General features: G+C 64.6%; 19 protein-coding genes. 13 read left to right on the top strand and 6 right to left on the bottom strand.

The window, feature by feature from the left end; translation table 11 throughout:
- Positions 1-296 precede the first annotated feature (296 nt).
- Positions 297-1,154 (bottom strand): posphoenolpyruvate synthetase regulatory kinase/phosphorylase PpsR, encoded by an 858-nt coding sequence (ppsR, locus tag AC56LN_RS13470; RefSeq protein ID WP_183552950.1) that lies wholly within the window; start codon positions 1,152-1,154, stop codon positions 297-299.
- Positions 1,155-1,350: 196 nt separating this feature from the next.
- On the opposite strand from ppsR, the gene ppsA reads away from it, so the two are divergent.
- The 3 genes from ppsA to AC56LN_RS13455 all read left to right on the top strand — a co-directional run bounded on the left by ppsA (position 1,351) and on the right by AC56LN_RS13455 (position 5,269).
- Positions 1,351-3,783 carry a phosphoenolpyruvate synthase gene (gene ppsA / locus AC56LN_RS13465; RefSeq protein ID WP_499572403.1) on the top strand — a complete coding sequence of 811 codons (2,433 nt, stop codon included), beginning with the start codon at positions 1,351-1,353 and terminating at the stop codon, positions 3,781-3,783.
- A 90-nt stretch (positions 3,784-3,873) separates the two neighbouring features.
- A complete protein-coding gene (locus AC56LN_RS13460; protein ID WP_499572402.1) occupies positions 3,874-4,296 on the top strand; it encodes an NfeD family protein in 423 nt (140 codons plus the stop codon).
- A gap of 52 nt (positions 4,297-4,348) precedes the next feature.
- Positions 4,349-5,269: an SPFH domain-containing protein gene (locus AC56LN_RS13455; RefSeq protein ID WP_499572401.1), complete on the top strand. Its 921-nt coding sequence runs from the start codon at positions 4,349-4,351 to the stop codon at positions 5,267-5,269.
- Positions 5,270-5,276: 7 nt separating this feature from the next.
- Here AC56LN_RS13455 and AC56LN_RS13450 read toward each other — a convergent pair whose 3' ends face one another.
- The gene (locus AC56LN_RS13450; RefSeq protein ID WP_499572399.1) at positions 5,277-7,460 is read right to left on the bottom strand and encodes a TonB-dependent receptor; all 2,184 of its coding nucleotides are present in this window, start codon (positions 7,458-7,460) and stop codon (positions 5,277-5,279) included.
- Positions 7,461-7,578: 118 nt separating this feature from the next.
- On the opposite strand from AC56LN_RS13450, the gene AC56LN_RS13445 reads away from it, so the two are divergent.
- From AC56LN_RS13445 to AC56LN_RS13435, 3 genes are all read left to right on the top strand, one after another.
- Entirely contained in the window at positions 7,579-8,742 is a 1,164-nt protein-coding gene (locus AC56LN_RS13445) for a PepSY-associated TM helix domain-containing protein (RefSeq protein WP_499572397.1), read from the top strand.
- Positions 8,739-8,930 carry a hypothetical protein gene (locus AC56LN_RS13440; protein WP_482899038.1) on the top strand — a complete coding sequence of 64 codons (192 nt, stop codon included), beginning with the start codon at positions 8,739-8,741 and terminating at the stop codon, positions 8,928-8,930. Before AC56LN_RS13445 ends, AC56LN_RS13440 begins: the two co-directional genes overlap by 4 nt.
- A gap of 95 nt (positions 8,931-9,025) precedes the next feature.
- Positions 9,026-10,480, top strand: a complete 1,455-nt coding sequence (locus AC56LN_RS13435) for a Ppx/GppA phosphatase family protein (protein ID WP_499572395.1) — start codon at positions 9,026-9,028, stop codon at positions 10,478-10,480.
- On the opposite strand, the gene AC56LN_RS13430 is transcribed toward AC56LN_RS13435, so the two are convergent.
- Both AC56LN_RS13430 and ppk1 read right to left on the bottom strand, forming a co-directional pair.
- Positions 10,477-10,944, bottom strand: coding sequence for a SixA phosphatase family protein (locus tag AC56LN_RS13430; RefSeq protein WP_499572393.1), 468 nt, complete (start codon positions 10,942-10,944; stop codon positions 10,477-10,479). The two genes, AC56LN_RS13435 and AC56LN_RS13430, sit on opposite strands and share 4 nt — an antisense overlap.
- Positions 10,916-13,066 (bottom strand): polyphosphate kinase 1, encoded by a 2,151-nt coding sequence (ppk1, locus tag AC56LN_RS13425; protein WP_482899035.1) that lies wholly within the window; start codon positions 13,064-13,066, stop codon positions 10,916-10,918. The genes AC56LN_RS13430 and ppk1 overlap by 29 nt, the downstream gene beginning before the upstream one ends.
- Positions 13,067-13,223: 157 nt before the next feature.
- Between ppk1 and lepB the strand changes: the two genes are divergently transcribed.
- The 4 genes from lepB (at position 13,224) to AC56LN_RS13405 (ending at position 16,937) form a co-directional block, all read left to right on the top strand.
- Positions 13,224-13,895 (top strand): signal peptidase I, encoded by a 672-nt coding sequence (gene lepB / locus AC56LN_RS13420; protein ID WP_499572391.1) that lies wholly within the window; start codon positions 13,224-13,226, stop codon positions 13,893-13,895.
- 124 nt (positions 13,896-14,019) lie between these two features.
- Positions 14,020-15,213, top strand: a complete 1,194-nt coding sequence (locus tag AC56LN_RS13415) for a multidrug effflux MFS transporter (protein WP_499572389.1) — start codon at positions 14,020-14,022, stop codon at positions 15,211-15,213.
- 30 nt (positions 15,214-15,243) lie between these two features.
- Entirely contained in the window at positions 15,244-16,323 is a 1,080-nt protein-coding gene (locus AC56LN_RS13410) for a hypothetical protein (protein WP_499572388.1), read from the top strand.
- Positions 16,320-16,937, top strand: coding sequence for an ATP-binding cassette domain-containing protein (locus AC56LN_RS13405; RefSeq protein ID WP_499572386.1), 618 nt, complete (start codon positions 16,320-16,322; stop codon positions 16,935-16,937). Before AC56LN_RS13410 ends, AC56LN_RS13405 begins: the two co-directional genes overlap by 4 nt.
- Positions 16,938-16,943: 6 nt before the next feature.
- On the opposite strand, the gene smpB is transcribed toward AC56LN_RS13405, so the two are convergent.
- The gene (gene smpB, locus AC56LN_RS13400; RefSeq protein ID WP_482899030.1) at positions 16,944-17,393 is read right to left on the bottom strand and encodes an SsrA-binding protein SmpB; all 450 of its coding nucleotides are present in this window, start codon (positions 17,391-17,393) and stop codon (positions 16,944-16,946) included.
- Positions 17,394-17,489: 96 nt separating this feature from the next.
- Between smpB and AC56LN_RS13395 the strand changes: the two genes are divergently transcribed.
- On the top strand, positions 17,490-17,921 hold the full coding sequence (locus tag AC56LN_RS13395; RefSeq protein ID WP_258834442.1) for a type II toxin-antitoxin system RatA family toxin: 432 nt from the start codon (positions 17,490-17,492) through the stop codon (positions 17,919-17,921).
- Entirely contained in the window at positions 17,914-18,246 is a 333-nt protein-coding gene (locus AC56LN_RS13390) for an RnfH family protein (RefSeq protein ID WP_499572384.1), read from the top strand. Before AC56LN_RS13395 ends, AC56LN_RS13390 begins: the two co-directional genes overlap by 8 nt.
- On the opposite strand, the gene AC56LN_RS13385 is transcribed toward AC56LN_RS13390, so the two are convergent.
- Positions 18,218-18,748: a DUF4124 domain-containing protein gene (locus AC56LN_RS13385; RefSeq protein WP_499572382.1), complete on the bottom strand. Its 531-nt coding sequence runs from the start codon at positions 18,746-18,748 to the stop codon at positions 18,218-18,220. The genes AC56LN_RS13390 and AC56LN_RS13385 overlap by 29 nt on opposite strands.
- 149 nt (positions 18,749-18,897) lie before the next feature.
- Between AC56LN_RS13385 and guaB the strand changes: the two genes are divergently transcribed.
- Positions 18,898-20,358, top strand: a complete 1,461-nt coding sequence (gene guaB, locus AC56LN_RS13380; protein WP_482899027.1) for an IMP dehydrogenase — start codon at positions 18,898-18,900, stop codon at positions 20,356-20,358.
- The last annotated feature ends 102 nt before the right edge of the window (positions 20,359-20,460 follow it).

The raw sequence follows: 20,460 nt of genomic DNA, 5'->3' as shown, positions 1-20,460 counted from the left end.
TTGTCAAACAATTCGACTCTGATCCTCATTATTTATTGTCTGAGAGTTCTGATTAACTTGCCTGAATGACTGTCGTTGCTATTTCTCGGTGACGGGGCGTGGATTCCAGCGGCGAGCGATCTCGCGGGGGTGTTAAAAAAGCCTCGCAGCCCGATTCCTGGCCACTAATCAATTAATCCACAATTAGGGTCAGAGTCGAATTATTGAGCAATTTCTCAATAAAAAAGCGACCTCATCTAATTGAGGTCGCCTTATTTTAAAAAGTTGTCAAACAATTCGACTCTGACCCTAATTGTTCAGTATTCGCGGCGGTCTGGGGCGATTTCTTGCAGGATTGTTGTCGCGATTTCTTCGATGGATTTTGTCGTTGACGAGAGCCAGCGGATGCCTTCGCGGCGCATCAGGAGTTCGGCTTCGTTGACTTCGTAGCGGCAGTTTTCGATGGACGCGTATTTACTGCCGGCGCGGCGTTCGTTGCGGATTTGCGAGAGGCGTTCCGGCGTGATCGTCAGGCCGAACAGCTTGGCCTTGTACGGCGGCAGGTTGCTGGGCAGGCGGCCGCGTTCGAAGTCGTCCGGAATCAACGGGTAGTTGGCGGCTTTCAGGCCGTATTGCATCGCCAGGTACAGGCTCGTTGGCGTTTTCCCAGACCGCGACACACCTACCAGAATCACATCGGCATCGGCCAGGTTCTTGTGCGACTGGCCATCATCGTGCGCGAGCGAGAAGTTGATGGCCTCGATGCGGTTCTTGTACTCTTCACTGTCGACCGCGTTGTGGATGCGGCCGATCGTGTGCGTCGACTTGACGTCCAGTTCTTGTTCGAGCGGGGCGACGAAAGTCTGGAACAGGTCCATGTGCATGCCCTTGGCCGAGCGGATCACGCTCGACAGGTCGTGCTTGACCAGGGTGGAGAACACGATCGGGCGCTGGCCATGCAGCGCGAAGCTGTCGTTGATGCGGCGCGCGGCGTCGTGCGCTTTTTCGATGGAGTCGATGAAGGGCAGGCGAATCTGCCGGAAGCGCATCTCGAACTGGCTCAGGACCGCGTGACCGAACGTCTCTGCGGTGATGCCGGTGCCGTCGGACACGAAGAACACGGTGCGGGAGGGGGCCGGCGCCAGTGCGGGCAGGGACTGGGGATCGTCGATCATGGTCGGTTTGTTAAGCTTTGCTGACAGAGTTGCATGTAAAGTGCGCTGCACATCCCCGTTTCGCGGGGTAGAATGCTCGGCAACGGATTTTGCATTGTGCTGCACGCGGGCCAGAATAACAAGAATACGCGAATCGCGCCCCGCCCTGCACCGATGCACCAACAGGTTTCCATCATCAAGTAAGGTGTTTTTTATCATGACCAATCCAGCTACTGCAGCGATCCAACCGGGACAGGCCGACCGCGTCTACGTCGCTTCGTTCGAAGACCTGCGCATGACCGACGTCGAGTCGGTCGGCGGCAAGAACGCGTCCCTCGGCGAAATGATCAGCCAACTGGCCGGCGCCGGCGTGCGCGTGCCAACCGGTTTTGCCACCACAGCCGATGCCTTCCGCGACTTCCTCGATCACAGCATCGACGGCGGCGCGTCGCTGGGCGAGCGCATTGCGCGCCGCCTGGATAACCTCGATATCGACGACGTGCGCTCGCTGGCCGTCGCCGGCGCCGAGATCCGTGAATGGATCGTCGCCACGCCATTCCAGCCGCGCCTCGAACAAGAGATCCGCAACTTCTACGAGCGCCTGTTTGCCGACTCGGAAACCGAAGTCTCGTTCGCCGTGCGTTCGTCTGCCACCGCCGAAGATTTGCCGGATGCGTCGTTCGCCGGCCAGCAGGAGTCGTTCCTGAACGTCGTCGGCATCGACAACGTGCTCGAGGCGATGAAGCACGTCTTCGCGTCGCTGTACAACGACCGCGCGATCTCGTACCGCGTGCACAAGGGCTTCACCCACGCCGAAGTCGCGCTGTCGGCCGGCGTGCAGCGCATGGTGCGCTCGGACACCGGCGCGGCCGGCGTCATGTTCACCATCGACACCGAATCGGGCTTCAAGGACGTGGTCTTCATCACGTCGAGCTACGGCCTGGGCGAGACCGTCGTGCAGGGCGCCGTGAACCCGGACGAATTCTATGTCCACAAGCCGATGCTCGAAATGGGCAAGTCGGCCGTCATCCGCCGCAATATCGGCTCCAAGCTGATCAAGATGGAATTCACCGCCGAAGCCAAGGCCGGCCGCTCGGTCAAGACCGTCGACGTGCCGATCGAAATGCGCAACCGCTACTCGCTGGTCGAAGAAGAAATCATCGAACTGGCCAAGTACGCCGTCATCATCGAAAACCACTACGGCCGTCCGATGGACATCGAGTGGGGCAAGGATGGCCGCGACGGCAAGCTGTACATCCTGCAGGCGCGTCCCGAGACCGTCAAGTCGCAGCAGAAGTCGACCGACGCGCAGCAGCGCTTCCACCTGAAGGGCACCGGCACCGTGCTGACCCACGGCCGCGCGATCGGTCAGAAGATCGGCGCCGGCCGCGTGCGCGTGATCACCGACCCGTCCGAAATGGACCGCGTCCAGCCGGGCGACGTGCTGGTGGCCGACATGACCGATCCGAACTGGGAACCGGTCATGAAGCGCGCCGCAGCGATCGTCACCAACCGCGGTGGCCGTACCTGCCACGCGGCGATCATCGCGCGTGAGCTGGGCGTGCCGGCCGTCGTCGGTTGCGGCGATGCGACCGACGTCCTCAAGGACGGCACCCTGGTCACCGTCTCGTGCGCCGAAGGCGACGAAGGCATGATCTACGACGGCCTGCTCGAAACCGAAGTGACCGAAGTCGCGCGTGGCGAACTGCCACCGATCAAGACCAAGATCATGCTCAACGTCGGCAACCCGCAGCTGGCCTTCGACTTCCAGTCGGTGCCGAACAGCGGCGTGGGCCTGGCGCGCGTCGAGTTCATCATCAACAACAACATCGGCGTGCACCCGAAGGCGATCCTCGAGTACCCGAACATCGATGCCGACCTGAAAAAAGCCGTCGAATCGGTCGCCCGTGGCCATGCATCGCCACGCGCGTTCTACGTCGACAAGCTGGTCGAAGGCGTCTCAACAATCGCTGCCGCGTTCTGGCCAAAGCCGGTCATCGTGCGCCTGTCCGACTTCAAGTCGAACGAGTACAAGAAGCTGATCGGCGGTTCGCGTTACGAGCCGGACGAAGAAAACCCGATGCTGGGCTTCCGCGGCGCGGCGCGTTATCTGGCCGATGATTTCGCCGAATCGTTCGCGATGGAGTGCACGGCCATGAAGCGCGTGCGTAACGAGATGGGCCTGACCAACGTCGAGCTGATGATCCCGTTCGTGCGTACGCTCGGCCAGGCCGAGGCAGTCGTGAACCTGCTGGCCAAGAATGGCCTGGTGCGCGGCGAGAACGGCCTGCGCCTGATCATGATGTGCGAAGTGCCATCCAACGCTATCCTGGCCGAGCAGTTCCTCGAGTTCTTCGACGGCTTCTCGATCGGTTCGAACGACCTGACCCAGCTCACGCTGGGCCTGGACCGCGATTCGGGCATGGAGCTGCTGGCCAAGGACTTCGACGAGCGCGATCCGGCCGTCAAGGCGCTGCTGTCGCTGGCAATCAAGGCCTGCCGCGCCAAGGGCAAGTACATCGGCATCTGCGGCCAGGGTCCTTCGGACAATCCTGATTTCGCGCAGTGGCTGGTGGAAGAGGGCATCGAGTCGATGTCGCTCAATCCTGACTCGGTCATCGACACCTGGCAGAAGCTGGCGAAGATGTAAGCAAGGCGGGCACACAGTGCTCGCAAGGCCCCCGCTATCCATTCCGGGTAGCGGGGGTTTTTTTTCACCACAATAAAAAGGAGACACACCATGGCCGACTGGACCTACTGGCTGATCGGGGCCGGGCTACTCATCGTGGCCGAACTGTTCATCGGCACGTTCTACCTGTTGATGATTGCACTAGGCCTTGTCTCCGGCGCCCTGGCCGCCTGGCTGGGCGCAAGCGGCGCACTGCAAACGCTGGTCGCGGCGGCGATCGGGATCGCGGCCACGCTGGTCCTGCGCCGCACGCGCTTTGCCCGCAGCGGCCGGCGCCCGGCGGCGAATGACCCGAGCATCAACCTCGACATCGGCCAGCGCGTCAGCGTGCCACAGTGGCATGGCGGGCGCGCACGCGTGATGTACCGCGGCGCGTTGTGGGACGTCGAACTGCAGACCGGCCAGGACGCGCAGCCGGGCGAGCACGAAATCGTCGAAGTACAGGGCAATCGCCTGATCGTGGCGCGCCAGTAGGCAAGCCCCGTTTCAGCCAATCCGGATCTACACCAAACTCAAAGGGAACCCCATGGAATCGACCCTCAGCATCGTCGCACTGATCATTTTCGTCGTCGCGCTGGTCTTCGTCTTCAAGACCATCAACGTCGTGCCTCAGCAGAACGCCTGGGTCGTCGAGCGCCTTGGCAAATACCACGCCACGCTGGCGCCGGGCCTGAACATCGTGGTGCCGTTCGTCGACCGCGTCGCCTACAAGCACAGCCTCAAGGAAATCCCGCTCGACGTGCCGCCACAGGTCTGCATCACGCGCGACAACACGCAGTTGCAGGTCGACGGCATCCTGTACTTTCAGGTGACCGATGCGATGCGCGCGTCGTACGGCTCATCGAACTATCTGCAGGCGATCACGCAACTGGCCCAGACCACGCTGCGCTCGGTGATCGGCAAGATGGAACTCGATAAAACGTTTGAAGAGCGTGACCATATCAACACCCACATCGTCAACGCCATTGATGAATCGGCCGCCAACTGGGGCGTGAAGGTGCTGCGCTACGAGATCAAGGACCTGACCCCGCCAGCCGAGATCCTGCATGCGATGCAGGCCCAGATTACGGCCGAACGCGAAAAGCGCGCGCTGATCGCGGCGTCGGAAGGCCGGCGCCAGGAGCAGATCAATATCGCCAGTGGTGAACGCGAGGCGTCGATCGCGCGCTCGGAAGGAGAGAAGCAGGCCGCCATCAACCGCGCGATGGGCGAGGCGACGGCGATTGTCGCGCTGGCCGAAGCCAGCGCATCGGCGCTGCGCCAGGTGGGTGATGCGATCCAGTCACCGGGCGGGATGGACGCCGTCAGCCTGCGCGTGGCCGAGCATTACGTGGATGCCTTTGCCAACCTGGCCAAGACCAACAACACGCTGATCGTGCCCGCGAACATGGGCGACATCAGTACCGCCATCGCCAGCGCCCTGCAGATCGTCAAGGCGCAGCGATGAACGTGCTTTAGAAGCCGACGGTTGCCGACACCGCCACGGTGCGCGGCGCCGCCAGCACCAGGTAGCCCGAACCGGGATAGCCACCGGCCGAGGCCCAGTAGTTCTTGTCGGCGACGTTGTCGACACGGGCGCGCAGCGTCAGGTCACGGTCCATGAAGGTCGTGCGGTAGGTTGCGCCCAGGTCGACGCGGGTCCACGACGGCAGCTTCTGCGTGTTGGCGCCATCGGCGTACTGGGTCGCCGTGTAGACGGTGCGGGCATTCAGTGCCAGGCCCTGCACGCCCGGCACGTCCCAGTCGGCGCCGATGTTCAGCTGCGTTTCTGGTACGCCGATCGCGTCCTTGCCCTGGTTGATGCCGCCGGCCGTGACGCGCTGTTCGGCGTCGATCAGCGTCAGGCCGCCCAGCACGCGCAGGCCGCGCACCGGATTGCCGAACACCGACAGCTCCAGGCCGCGGTTGCGCTGCTCGCCGAACACGCCGAACACGCGGTTCTGCACATAGCCGCTCGGCTGGCTGGTCGAGAACACGGCAGCGGTCAAGCCGTAACGGCCGCTGTCGTACTTGACGCCCGCTTCGCGCTGGCGCGAGACGTACGGTGCGAAGACCTGGCCCTGATTGATGATGTCCGTGCCCGAGGCAACGGCGCCGCGCTGCAAGCCTTCGCTGTAGTTGGCATACACCGACAGGTCCTTGCGCAGCTTGTAGACGACGGCGGCGAACGGCGTGTTCTCGCTGGCCTCGTAGGCCGAGTTTTCCAGGCCGGTGCCGTAGTCGTAGCCGTAGTCCTTGAGGCGCTGGTGGCGCAGGCCCAGGTTGACCAGCACCGTGTCGTCCAGCATTGACAGCGTGTCGGCGATTGCCAGGCTCGACAGGATCGCCTTGGACGTCACGCGCGGATTGGCCATGTCGCCGCCGGTGAAGAACGCCGACGATGGCGGGGCCACGTCACGCGGCGTGTACACGTTCGAGGCAAAGCCGGCGAAGTCGCTGATGCCATAGGCGTTGCGCGACTCGCTGTGGAAGCCCGAGGCCGAGGCGCTGAGCATGTGCTTGATGAAGCCGGTGCGCAGCGCGCCGCGCACGCCCACTTCACCGGTGCGCACCTGGTCCTTGCGGATATTGTCGAAGCGGCTCATGGTGCCGTCGCCATTGGCGTTGTTGACGGTGATCGACGCCAGGATGTTGTACTCCTGACCGCTGCGCGCGCCCAGCGCGGCCCAGGCGACGGCGCCACCGGCCAGGTCGGCTTCGGCGCGCACGGTGCCGAAGGTGTGGCGTTCTTCCGAGATGGTCCATGGCTGCGCGAAGTTGCGGTCAGCTTCCGGCGCGGCAATCATCGGGGTGGTCGCGCCCAGCGTCACGCTCGGGCGTGCATTGGTCAGTTCGTGGTCCTGCGCGCCGATGTCGGCCGACAAGCGGAAGCCACGGCCGCGGTAATCAACGCCCAGCGAATACACGCTCAGTTCACGGCCTTCACGGTCGACCGCAGTGTCGCCCTTGCGGTGCGCGACGTTCACGCGCACGCCGGCGCGGCCTTCCGGCCCGAAGCGGCGACCCAGGTCGATGGCGCCGTAACCCTGGCCGCCCGTCTCGACGCCCAGCGTGACTTCGCTCAGGTCCTGGTTCGGGGCGCGCTTGGGCAGCAGGTTGATCGAGCCGCCGATGCTGCCGCCAGCGGGCGCCGCACCGTTGATGAAGCTGTGGGCGCCGCGCAGCACTTCGACGCGTTCGACCAGTTCGGTCGCGACGAACTGGCGCGGCAGCAGGCCATACAGGCCGTTGTACGCGGTGTCGTCCGAGCCGACCGCGAAGCCGCGGATCATGTACAGCTCCTGGTAGTTGCCGAAGCCGCGCGCCACGCGCACCGACGGATCGTTCTGGACGACGTCGGCCACGCTGCGTGCCTGCTGGTCCTGGATCAGCGCATGCGTGTAGTTGGTGCTGTTGAACGGCGTGTCCATGATGTCGACGTTGCCCAGCAGGCCCAGACGGCCGCCGCGCGCGACCTGGCCGCCGGCGTAGGCGGCCGGCAGGCCCTGGGCCGATGCGTCGGCCGACGCGCTGATGACGACGGTCGGGACGGCGCCGTCGACCATGGCCGGCGCGCCGTCCTGGGCGAATGCGGTACCTGCAACGAGGAGGGCGGCGGCGAATGCGGCCGGGGTCAGGGCGAAACGGCGAGTGTTCATGTGATGCAGTCTGGGTGAATAGGGTAGCGCGCATTCTATCCTCGCGCCTTGCAAATGTAAATGAGAACGATTATTATTCTGGACTCAACGATTTTTGCCATAGGCACGCGCAACCATCATGTCACCCGTCTCCCTGCGCCGCTGGGGCTGGATCCACAAGTGGAGCAGCCTGATCTGCACCATCTTCATGCTGCTGCTGTGCCTGACCGGTCTGCCGCTGATCTACCACCACGAAATCGGCCACCTGCTGGGCACCGAGGTCGAGCCGCCCGTGCTGTCCAGCCCTATGCCCCAGGGGAATGTCGACGCCGTGATCGCGTCGGCGAAAGAGCTGTACCCGACCAAGACGCCGATGTTCATCTCGCAGGAAGCCGACGTGCCCGAGATCTGGAACGTCACGCTGGCCGACCACATGCACGACCCCAACTACAAGCCGATCGCGGTCGATGCACGCACGACGGAAGTGATCACCGAGCCAGCTTTTGAGGGCGGCGTCTTCATGTCGACGATGCTGGCGCTGCACGTCGACCTGTTCATGGGCCTGCCCGGAATGCTGTTCCTGGGCTTCATGGCCCTGCTGCTGCTGGTGGCCATCGTCAGCGGCGTCGTGCTGTATGCGCCGTTCATGCGCAAGCTCGATTTCGGCACCGTGCGCAAGGAACGCAGCGCGCGCCTGAAGTGGCTCGACATGCACAATATGCTGGGCATCGTCACGCTGGTCTGGCTGTTCGTCGTCGGCGGCACCGGGATGATCAATACCTGGGCCGACCTGATGTACAAGTACTACCAGAAGAACGAGCTGGCGCAGATCCTCAAGCAGTACGAAGGCAAGAAGCCGCTGCCGCACACCGCGTCGGTGCACGATGCGATCGAAACGGCCAAGGCGGCGCTGCCGGGCATGCGCGTGGCCTTCGTCGCCTTCCCGGGCACCGATTTCAGCAGCGAGCATCACTATGGCATCTACATGAACGGCAACGAGGCGTTCAGCTCGCGCATGTATCGCCCGGTGCTGGTCGATGCGAACACGGGCAAGCTGACCGATGCCCCGGTACTGCCTTGGTATCTGAAAGCCCTGCTGGTGTCGCAGCCGCTGCACTTCGGTGACTACGGCGGGCAGGCGATGAAGCTGCTGTGGGCGCTGCTCGACATCGCCACCATCATCCTGCTGGGCACGGGCCTGTACCTGTGGCTCAAGCGCGGCAAGACGGGCAACGCGACCACCAAGGTCGCGGCGCACGCGCACCCGCTACCTGCAACGACACTCACCGGAGAACGCTCATGATCCGCACACCATCACAGATCTGGGGCGCGCCGATCGTGCTCGGCATCCTCACCACGATCGGCCTGATCTCGGCGCTGCTGGGCGACGGCATCTGGGACGCTGTCTCGGCCATCGCCCTCGGCATCCCGTGCCTGCTGGGCTTCTGGTTCGGCATGCGCCGTACGCCGGCAGCGCGCAGCGCGCTCTAGGCGCACACCGGCCCAGGCTGTATACTCGGTCCCATGAAGATACCTGGCGCGGCGCCTTGCCCGCCCGGGCATCCGGTCATCATCGAAAGGGCCTCATGTTTGCAGCAGTCGACCTCGGGTCCAACAGCTTCCGCCTTCACATCGGCGAGCCGGCCGGTGGCCGCATCCACATCGTGCGCACCGCGCGCAATCCGATCCGCCTGGCGGCCGGTCTCGATGCCGACAATATGCTCAGCGAAGCGGCAATGCGCACCGCGATCCACTGCCTGCAAGAGTTCCGCAAGATCCTCGACGAATACCAGCTCGACGCCATGCGCGTGGTTGCCACCAACACGATGCGCGTGGCGAAGAACGCCGACCTGCTGCTGCCGCTGGCCGAGAACGCGATCGGGCACCCGATCGACATCATCTCGGGCGAAGAAGAAGGGCGCCTGATCTACATGGGCGTGGCGCGCGCGATCGAGCGCCACGACGAACGGCGCCTGGTGATCGACATCGGCGGCGGCTCGACCGAAGTCATCGCCGGCACCGGGGGCGACATCGGGTTGGTGGAATCCTTCGGGATCGGCACCCAGCCGCAGACGCTGGCGTATTTCCCGGATGGCCGCATCACCGCGCACAACTTCGACGCCGCCGTCACTGCCGCGCGCGCGCGCTTTGAAGACGCCGCGTCGCTGTACCACGCCAAGGGCTGGGACACCGCCTACGGCTCGTCGGGCACGATGCGGGCGATTTCCGAAGTCATCGCGCGCAACGCCATCGGCGACGGCACGGTCTCGCAACACAGCCTGCAGGCGCTGCGCGCGATCCTGCTCGACCTGGGCCACGTGGATGCGTCCGTGCTACCGGGCGTCAAGCGCGAGCGCGTGCCCGTGATGGTTGGCGGCCTGACGGTGCTGATCGGTGCGATGCAAGAACTGAAGGTCGAGCGGCTTACGGCCATCAACGCGGGCCTGCGCCTGGGCGTGCTGTCCGATCTCGAATTGCGCGCGAACCGGCGCGACCGGCGCGACGCCGCGATCCGCGCCTGCATGGGGCGCTTCCGCGTCGACAGCGGGCGCGCGCTGCGCACCGTGGGCATCGCGACGCAGCTGTTCGAACGCCTGCAGCCGCAGGGCGAGACGCACCGGCCGTATCTGGCCTGGGCCGCGATGCTGCACGAAATCGGCCTGGCGATCTCGATGAGCGGCGCGCACAAGCATGGCGCCTACATCGTCGAACACGCCGATCTGGGGGGCTTTACGACACGCGAGCAGCGCATGCTGTCCACGCTCGTGCTGGGCCAGAAGGGCAATCTGCGCAAGATCCGCGAAACGCTGGTGGAGGCCGACCTGGCCAAGGCCGTGCTGGCACTGCGCCTTGCGATCGTGCTGATGCACGCACGCGCCGACGACGACATCGCCGGCCTGCGCCTGCGCATGCGCTCACGTATCGACCTCGATCTGCCGGCGGAGCTGATGCGCAAGCACCCGACGCTCGCGCCATGGCTCGAGAAAGAAGTGCAGGCCTGGGGAGAGGTCGGCGTGCCGTTCCAGGTGCGCCAGGCTTAACGCAGCTTGCCGATCACGTCCGGCCCGGCCACGAGCCGGATATACGGCAGACCGTCGCTGGCCTTGTGCTCGATCCAGAACACGCCGCCCTTGCGGATGCGCCAGTCCTGCTTCTGCCCGCACAGCACGAGCGAGGCCACGTCACCCAGCAGCGGCTGGTGACCCACGACCAGCACCGGCTGGCGGTGCGCCGGCCAGCCGCAGGCCTCGATGATCGCTTCCGCGCTCGACGCCGTGCTCAATGCCTCGACCACCTTGTAGCGCCGCCCCAGCGCATCGGCCGTCTGCACGCAGCGCGTCGCGGGACTGACCAGGATGCGGCATTCGTGCGGCAGCGTGCGCTCCAGCCACGCACCCATGCGGGCGGCGTGGCGCTGGCCTTTCGGCGTCAGCGCGCGCAGTTCGTCGGGCAGGTCAGGCGTGCCCGGTTCGGCTTCAGCGTGGCGCCAGAGGATCAGTTCCATTGTCGATTTCCTTGTTGGGGGCGCTTTCGGCGCCAAGCATGTCCATCAGCGCCTGCTGCGCGCTGAAGCCAACCTGTTTGCCGCGCGGCCGGCGACGGCGATAGCGGCCATCGCTGCCCAGTTCCCAGGCATTCACGTTGTCTTTCAGGTAGGGCAGCAGGCCTTCGCGCATGATGCGGCGCTTGAGCAGCGGCGCGCGGATCGGGAATGCCACTTCGACCCGCCGGAACAGGTTGCGGTTCATCCAGTCGGCGCTGCTCAGGTACGTGTCGTGTTTCAGGTCGTTGCGGAAGTAATAGATCCGCGTGTGCTCCAGAAAGCGCCCGACGATCGAGCGCACCTTGATGTTCTCGGACAGGCCTTCGACACCGGGGCGCAGCGCGCAGGCGCCGCGGATGATCAGGTCGATCTTCACACCGGCGCATGACGCGTCGTACAGCGCCTTGATCACCGATTCGTCGGTCAGGGAATTCATCTTGGCGATGATGCGCCCGGGCTTGCCCTGTTTCGCCAGTTCGGTCTCGTTGCGGATCGCGCGCACGATTTCCTTGTGCAGCGAGAACGGCGCCAGCCAGATGCTGGCCAGCTGCTTGGGCCGCGTCATGCTGGTCAGGTGGATGAACACTTCATTCACATCGGAGGTCAGGTCGTCGTCGGACGTGAGCAGGCCGAAGTCGGTATAGAACCGGGCCGTGGTGGGGTTGTAGTTGCCGGTGCCGAGGTGCGCGTAACGGCGCAGGCCACTCGGTTCGCGGCGCAGCACCAGTGCCATCTTGGCGTGCGTCTTCAGCCCCACAACGCCATACACGACCTGGGCGCCGGCCTTCTCGAGCTTTTCGGCCCAATTGATGTTGGCTTCTTCGTCGAAACGCGCCATCAGTTCGACGATGACGGTGACTTCCTTGCCCCGTTCGGCAGCCGTGATCAAGGCTTCGACGAGTTCGGAATTGCTGCCCGCCCGGTAGATGGTCTGCTTGATCGCCACCACGTTCGGATCGGCCGCCGCGCACTGGATGAAGTTGATCACCGGCTGGAACGATTCGAACGGGTGGTGCAGCAGCGCGTCTTGCTTCCTCAGCGCGGCGAACATGTCGGCACCGGACAGCTTGCCCGGATAGCCCGACACATACGACGGGAACTTGAGGTCCGGCTGGTCGTGCAGGTTGACGATTTCGAGCAGGCGCCCCAGGTTCACGGGGCCGTCCACCGTGAACAGGCGGCTGCGGTCGATGTCGAACTGGTTGAGCAAGAAGTCGGCCAGGTGCGCGGGGCATGAACGGCCCACTTCGAGGCGTACCGCAAAGCCGTACTGGCGGCCATGCAGCTCGCTTTGCAGCGCCTGGCGCAGGTTTTTCACTTCCTCTTCGTCGACCCACAGGTCGCTGTTGCGCGTGACGCGGAACTGAGAATAGGAGACGACTTCGCGGCCCGTGAACAGGTCGGCCATGTGCGACTGAATCACCGACGACAGCAGGCAGTACGAGCTGCCCGGCTTGTCCGACAGGTCGTCCGGCAGGCGGATCACGCGCGGCAGCACGCGCGGCGCCTTCATGATGGCGATGCCCGAGCCACGCCCGAACGCATCCTTGCCACTCAGTTCAACGATGAAGTTCAGGCTCTTGTTGATCACGCGCGGGAACGGGTGCGCCGGGTCCAGGCCAATGGGTGTCAGGAGCGGGCGCACTTCGCGGTCGAAGTACTGTTTGACCCAGGCGCGCTGCGCCGGATTGCGCTCGCTGCGGTGCAGGAGGTGGATGCCCTGGTCGGACAGTTGCGGCAGGATTTCGTGGTTGAACAGCGCGTACTGGCGTGCGATCAGGTGGCGGCATTCGACGCTGGCGCGTTCGAGGTCGGCGGCCAGGGTCTCGGGCAGTTCGCTGTCGTTGCGGTCGATCTGGTAGGTGGCGAGCAGGCTGGCCACGCGCACTTCGAAGAATTCGTCCAGGTTGCTCGCGACGATGCACAGAAAGCGCAGGCGTTCGAGCAGCGGTACGGTGGGGTCTTCCGCCTGTGCCAGCACGCGGCGGTTGAATTCGAGCAGCGACAGCTCGCGGTTCAAGTAAGCGCTGCCGTCAGAGAATTGTTTCAAGTCAGCCTCGGTGGCCTTTTTTTTCATATCCATGGTCTGCGGTCGTAGTCGTCCCGCAATCAGTCTAGTTGTCGAATATGACAGCGTGGTGACACTGCTGTCAGGATTGCGTCGTTAACGAAAGGCTAAGCATTGACCGTTGATCGACATTTACCATCGATGACTTCATCCACGCCATCAGGAGCCGTCCGTGACCAAACTCATCCGCGCCAACAAGGGTTTTCTGCTGTTCCTGCTGCTGTTCGGCGTCTTTCGCACCGCGGTCGCCGACTGGAGGCCGATTCCATCCGGGTCGATGCGGCCCAATCTGCTCGAGGGCGACGTGGTGCTCATCAACCGGCTGGCATACGACCTCAAGATACCACTGACTGAACGGCAAGTGGCGCACCTCGGCGATCCCGTCCGCGGCGACGTGGTCGTGTTCTATTCGCCGCGTGACAGCAAGCGCCTGATCAAGCGGGTGCTGGCGCTGCCGGGCGATCTGGTCGAGATGCGCGATGACCGCTTGAGCATCAACGGGGAAGGGGCCGACTACGCGTTGGACGGGACCGCACGCGAGCTGGCCGGCGGGCGCGAGGTCGACGCCGTCCGGCTCAGCGAATCCGTGGGCGGCGCGCACCAGCGCGTGCAACTGCTCCCTGGCGTACCCGCGCTGCGTGACATCGCGCCGCTGCGCATACCGCCTGGCCAGTACCAGATGCTCGGCGATAACCGCAACAACAGCGCCGATTCGCGCGTGATCGGCCTGGTGCCGCGCGCCAAGCTGCTTGGCCGCGCTGAACGCGTCCTGGTCTCTGCCGACTACCAGCACGACTGGATGCCACGGTTCGAGCGTTTCGGCATGGCGCTAAGCACCCGCTGAAAACAGGGTGGCGGCAGATCGGGAAGGCCGAAATCGATTACAATCGCAGCCCTCCAATGCCCGTCATCCGGTCCCATGCATCGTGCATCGTGCGGCGCCGGCAGGTCTTCCGAAAGCGTCGTCCATGCAAAAAATCCTCACCGTCATCCTCGCCTGCCTCGGCATGATCGGGGCCCTGGCCATCGACACCTACCTGCCGTCGATGCCGGCCATCGGCGCCGAATTCGCGGTCGGGCCGGTCGCGGTGCAGCAGACGCTGAGCGTGTTCCTGTTCACGTTTGCGTTCATGATGCTGTTCTACGGGACGCTGTCCGATTCGTTCGGCCGCCGTCCCGTGATCCTGACTGCGCTGACGGTCTACACGCTGGCCTCCATTGGCGCGGCGTGGGCGCCGAGCTTCGGCTGGCTGCTCGTGTTTCGCGCGTTGCAGGGCCTGTCGGCCGGTGCGGGCTCCGTCATCGGCCAGGCCATCGTGCAGGACCGCTTCTCGGGCGCGCAGGCGCAGCGCATGATGTCGCACATCATGATGGTGTTCGGCCTGGCGCCGGCGATCGCCCCGGTCCTGGGCGGCTGGCTGCACGTGACCTTCGGCTGGCGCTCGTCGTTCGTGTTCCTGGCGGTGTTCGGCGCGCTGCTGATCCTGGTCTGCCTGAAGTTCCTGCCCGAGAGCCTGCCGCGTGAAAAGCGCCAGGTGTTCCACCCGGGGACCATTGGCCGCAACTACATCAAGGTGCTGCGCCATCCGCAGTTCGTGCTGCTTTCGCTGGCGCTGGGCCTCGCGTTTTCGGGCCTGTCGCTGTACATCGGTTCAGCCTCGAACTTCGTCATGGTGATCCTCGGCCTGCCCGAGACGGCATTTGCCTGGATGTTCATCCCGCTGGTGGGCGGCATGGTGGTCGGTTCGGCCTGGGGTGGCAAGCAGGCGCACAAAAGCACGCCGACCCGCATGATGTGGCTGGGCTTTGGCGTGATGGCGCTGGGTGCGGCCTTCAATGTCGGCTACAACGCGGTGTTCACCGCCGCCGTGCCGTGGGCCGTGCTGCCGCTGTTCGTCTACACGTTCGGCCTGTCGGTCGCGATGCCGGCGATCCAGATCACGGCGCTGGGCCTGTTTCCGGACAACCGGGGCCTGGCCTCGTCGATGATCGGCTTCATCCAGATGATGTCGTTCGCGCTGGTCTCGGGTCTGGTGGCGCCGCTGCTGTTCCACAGCGCGCTGCACCTGGCGCTGGGCGTGGCGGCCGGGCTGGCGCTGAGCTTTGGTGCCTGGCGCCTGTCGGTACTGATGGCGGTCAAACCTGCCAGCGTCGCGGCCTGAGTGATGGCAGTGCGGCGCTGGCGGGCAGCGGTGGCCGAACCTTTCGGTACCCTGTTCCTGCTGCGCCGCCGCTACTTCGCCGAGCAGTCGCGGGCACTGTACGCGCGCTATGCGCATGCACTGGTCATCTGTCTTGCCTTGTTTGGCCTGGCGCTGGTCGAGCGGCCCGCGCTGCTGGCCGCGCCGATCCTGCACTTCTGGCGTGATCCCGCTGATTGGCGCACCGGCGCCATCTACGTCGCCGGCTGGCTGCTGGCGGTCGCATTGTGGGCTCGCGTCCACAGGCCATTCGTGCGTGGCGCAGCGCTTGCCGGATTTGCCCGCGCGAGCCTGCATGGGCAGCGCGTGGCGCCCGCGCTGGACCTTGCCTTGCTGCTCGTCGCACTGCAGTGGTGGTCGTTGCCGTTTGCGGTCGCCTTCTGGACTGTGGCCACGAGCCCCGCATCGCCGCCCGGCGCCGACGGTTTGTTTCCCCTGTATGTTCTTGGGCTGGTCCTGCTGACACTCACCGCGGCGCATGCCGTGGTGTTTGGTGCTGGTCGTGCTCGTGGCGCGCATCGCACAGACGCAAGCGGCGTGCTGCGTGCTCCTGCGCTGGTGTTCCTGATGCTGCTGCAGTTGCGCAGCTTGTGGCGCGGCCACCTGCACGTGGCGCTGCCGCGCATCGGGGCGGCGCTGCTCGTGCATGCGGCCAGCTGGTGGATGATCTGCCAGGTGGGCAAGCGCCAGGATGCGGCAGGCTTCATCGCGGTGGCGTGCGCCGTCAGCGCGTATGCCCTGGCCGGCCTGTACTACGCGTTCTGGCGCGCGCGCCAGCCGCTCGAACCCTTCCTGCGCAGCATGCCGTTCGGTGTACCCAAGGCGCTCGCGGCCGAACACCTGGTCGTGCTGGGCCTGGGCGGCAGCATCGCCGTCCTGGTGTGGCTGGTGTACCGCGTAGCGCCGGGGAGCGGCCCGGACCTGCTGTCAATGCTGGCGCGCTGCCTCGGCCTGTCGCTGCTGCTGCTCGCGCTGCTCGGCGCACCGGTGCTGCAGCGGCACCAGTACGGCGCCGCGTTCAAGGCCGCGCTCACGTTCGCTGCACTGACCCTGATGGGAGCAACACAATGACGATCTTGTTGGCAGCCGAAGGCCTGGGCATGCGCTACGGCGGCCAGGTGGTGTTCGAGGACCTGCACCTTTCCTTTACCGCAGGCGCCATTGCGCTGGTGGGGCCCAACGCCGCCGGCAAGTCGACCTTGCTGGCGCTGCTGGCCGGCGTCGACGCGCCGCAGGCGGGGCGGGTGCTGGTCTGCGGGCGTGACCTGGCGCGCGGGCAGGGCGCACGCGCGGCGCTGGCCTGGGTGCCCGACGCGTCGGTCGCCTACGACTTCATGACCGGCGACGAATTCCTGCGCATGGTGCAGGCGCTGCGTGGCTGCGCCGGGCCGCATCGCGCGTTGCTGGAAGGCTTCGGGATCGCGGCGTATCTTGGCGCGCGCTTTGGCGACATGTCGCTCGGCACCCGCAAGAAGTTCATGCTGGCCGCCGGCTTGATGGGGAACGCGCAGGTTGTGCTGATGGACGAGCCGACCAATGGCATCGATGCCGAAGCCCGTGCATTTCTCATTGATCAGATCACCACGCGGGCGCAGGAACACCTGGTGCTGTTCTCGACCCACGACAGTGAACTGATCGCACTGACCGGCGCCCGCGTGCTGGCGCTGCCGGCAAGGGATGCGTAGAACGGCTTAGCGCCGGTTGGTCTTCATCGCCGCAGCGACTTCGCGCTTGGCGTCGCGGTCTTTCTCGGTCGAGCGCTTGTCGTGCTGCTTCTTGCCCTTGGCCAGGCCGATCTCGCACTTCACATTGCCCTTCTTGAAGTGCAGGTTCAGCGGCACCAGCGTGTAGCCGGAACGTTCCACCTTGCCGATCAGCTTATCGATCTCGGCGCGGTGCAGCAGCAGCTTGCGCGAGCGCAGCGCCTCGGGGTGGCTGAAGCTCGACGTGGTCGTCAATGCACTGACGTGCGCACCGAACAGGTACAGCTCGTTGTCACGGACGAGCACGTAGGCTTCCTTGATCTGCACCCGGCTTTCGCGGATGGCTTTGACTTCCCAACCCTCCAGCACGAGACCTGCCTCGTAGCGGTCTTCGATGAAGTAGTCAAAAAATGCTTTTTTATTGTCAGCGATGCTCATGAAAAGGCGAAAATTCGCGTGTCGGTTAAACTACTGCTATTGCGCCAACGGTGGCGCCACTTGCAAACGACCCCCATCATAACAAACGGTTGACCAATGGCAGTAGTGCACAAATCAGTTTTCCTTGGCTATAGCGCAGAACAGATGTTCGACCTCGTTGCCAAAGTTGAAGATTATCCCAAGTTTCTTCCCTGGTGCAGTGGCGTGAACATCGTCGAACGCACCGATGACAAGCTCGTCGCGGCCCTGCAAATTAATTTTCATGGCGTCAAGCAGAGCTTCACGACATCGAACCACAACCAACGCCCGACCCAGATGAAGATGCACCTGGTCGACGGCCCGTTCAAGCTGCTCGAGGCCACCTGGAGCTTCAAGTCGCTGCGCGCGGATGCCTGCAAGATCGAGTTCGACATGCAGTATGAGTTTTCCAGCATGATCCTGGCGCAGATCGTCGGCCCCGTGTTCGGCATGATCGCCAACAGCATGGTCGATTCGTTCTGCAAGCGTGCCGAGGTCGTGTATGGCTGACGTCGCGTCTGCGCCCGCACTGCTGGGCGTCTCGGTCAGCTACGCCAGCGACAAGATCGAATGGCTGCGCGACCTGCAGGTCGAACCTGGCACGACGATCGGCATTGCCATCGAGCGCAGTGGCGTGCTGGAAGCCTTCCCGGATATTAATCTGACGACGCAGCCCGTGGGCATCTACGCCAAGAAGAAGACGCTCGACACGGTGCTGCGCGACCGCGACCGCATCGAAATCTACCGGCCGCTCGTGGCCGACCCGAAAGAGTCGCGCCGCAAGCGCGCGGCCAAGCGGGAAGGCGCTAGCGGCAGTCCTGCAGCGCCTGATTGACCTGCGCGGCCCGTGCGGCCCTGTCGGCGTCCGACATATAACTTTTCTGGCCATCCTGGCCGTAGCGCGCGATGCGCGTGCCGGACGCGAGCTGCGCCTGCGTTTCGCGCGCGGCGTTGCAGCGTTCGGCCAGCTGGCGTGCACGCTGCGCTTCTTCCTGCGCCTTCAGATTGGCCTCGTCACGCGCCTTGGTGCGGGCGCGGTAGGCGGCTTCCTGCTCGGCCAGCGTGGGCGGGCCTTTCGGCGGCACCGGCTTGGTGGCGGGATCGGTGGCGACTGGTTCGACGGGCGTGGTGGAGGGCAGCGCCGGTGCCGGCGCCAGTTCGGGACTGGCGCGGCCCGGTCCCTTGACGATCTTGCTGGCCGGGGTGCCGGGCGGCGGCGGACGATCGGAATACTGGCGCGTGCCGCCGGGACCGATCCAGACATACTGGGCCTGCGCGGCCGTGGCGGCAAGGAAGAGCAGGGTGGCGCCAAGGGCGCGGTACGGCATCTGCGACATAGTTATTGCTCCTGAGAATTAACAGATTTCGCCATGCTTCGGGCTGGCTGTCAATCGCAAACCGTACCGGCCCAACTAAATTTGGGCCAGGGCGGCGACGGAAATCACGGGTTTCTGTATAATTCGCTTTTGCGCCTATAGGAAATACTATGCGTCTCCTCCAAAAAGCACTCACCTTCGATGACGTGCTGCTCGTCCCGGCCTACTCCAACGTTCTTCCGGCCCAAACTTCCCTGCGCACCAAGCTCACCCGCAATATCACGCTGAACATTCCGCTGCTGTCCGCCGCGATGGACACCGTGACCGAAGCGAACCTGGCGATCGCCATGGCGCAAGAGGGCGGTATCGGTATCATCCACAAGAATCTCCGTCCAGCCGACCAGGCGCGCGAAGTCGCGCGGGTCAAGCGCTTCGAAGCGGGCGTGCTGCGCGATCCGATCACGATTCCACCGACCATGAAGATCCGCGAAGTGCTGGCGCTGTCGCAACAGCACGGTATCAGCGGCTTCCCGGTGGTCGAGGGCAACCAAGTGGTCGGCATCATCACCAACCGTGACCTGCGTTTCGAGGAAGACCTGGAAGCCGAAGCGCGCGCCAAGATGACGCCGCGCGACAAGCTGGTGACCGTGAAAGAAGACGCGGACACGGCCGAAGCCAAGCGCCTGATGAACAAGCACCGCCTCGAGCGCGTGCTGGTCATCAACGACGACTTCGAGCTGCGCGGCCTGATCACCGTCAAGGATATCCAGAAGTCGCACGAACACCCGCTGGCCTCGAAAGATTCGCAGGGCAAGCTGCTCGTGGGCGCCGCTGTCGGCGTCGGCGAGCGCGACGAAGAGCGCATCGAACTGCTGGTCGCGGCCGGCGTGGACGTGCTGGTGGTCGACACCGCCCACGGCCACTCGCAGGGCATTCTCGATCGCGTCCGCTGGATCAAGGACCGTTACCCGCACGTGGACGTCATCGGCGGCAATATCGCCACCGCAGCGGCTGCGCTGGCGCTGGTTGAAGCGGGCGCTGATGCGGTCAAGGTCGGCATCGGCCCTGGCTCGATCTGCACTACCCGTATCGTTGCCGGCGTGGGCGTGCCGCAGATCACCGCGATCTCCAATGTGTCCGAAGCGCTTGAAGGCACGGGCGTGCCATGCATCGCCGACGGCGGCATCCGCTTCTCGGGCGACATCTCGAAAGCACTGGCGGCAGGCGCGCACACGGTCATGATGGGCAGCATGTTCGCCGGTACCGAAGAAGCACCGGGCGAAGTCATCCTGTACCAGGGCCGCAGCTACAAATCGTACCGCGGCATGGGCAGCCTGGGCGCGATGGCCGACGGTTCGGCCGACCGCTATTTCCAGGAAGCGTCGAGCAAGGCCGACAAGTTCGTGCCTGAAGGTATCGAAGGCCGCGTGGCCTACAAGGGCAGCGTGCTGGCGATCATCTTCCAGCTGATCGGCGGCGTGCGCCAGTCGATGGGTTACTGCGGTTGCAGCACCATCGAAGAGCTGCGCTCGAAAGCCGAATTCGTCGAAATCACGTCGGCCGGCATGCGCGAATCGCACGTGCACGATGTGCAGATCACGAAAGAAGCGCCGAACTACCGTTCGGAGTAACACGACACGCGACGCGGCCGCAATCGGCCGCACCCACGTGGCCGCTTGCGGCCGCATCCGTAGGGTGGACGGCTCTGCCGTCCACGCGTTCAATCAGTGCTG

The organism is Telluria sp. ZT3P26 (genome assembly GCF_059686035.1).
The sequence above is the reverse complement of the archived record's forward strand: the minus strand, read 5'-3'. Positions and strand labels throughout refer to the sequence as shown.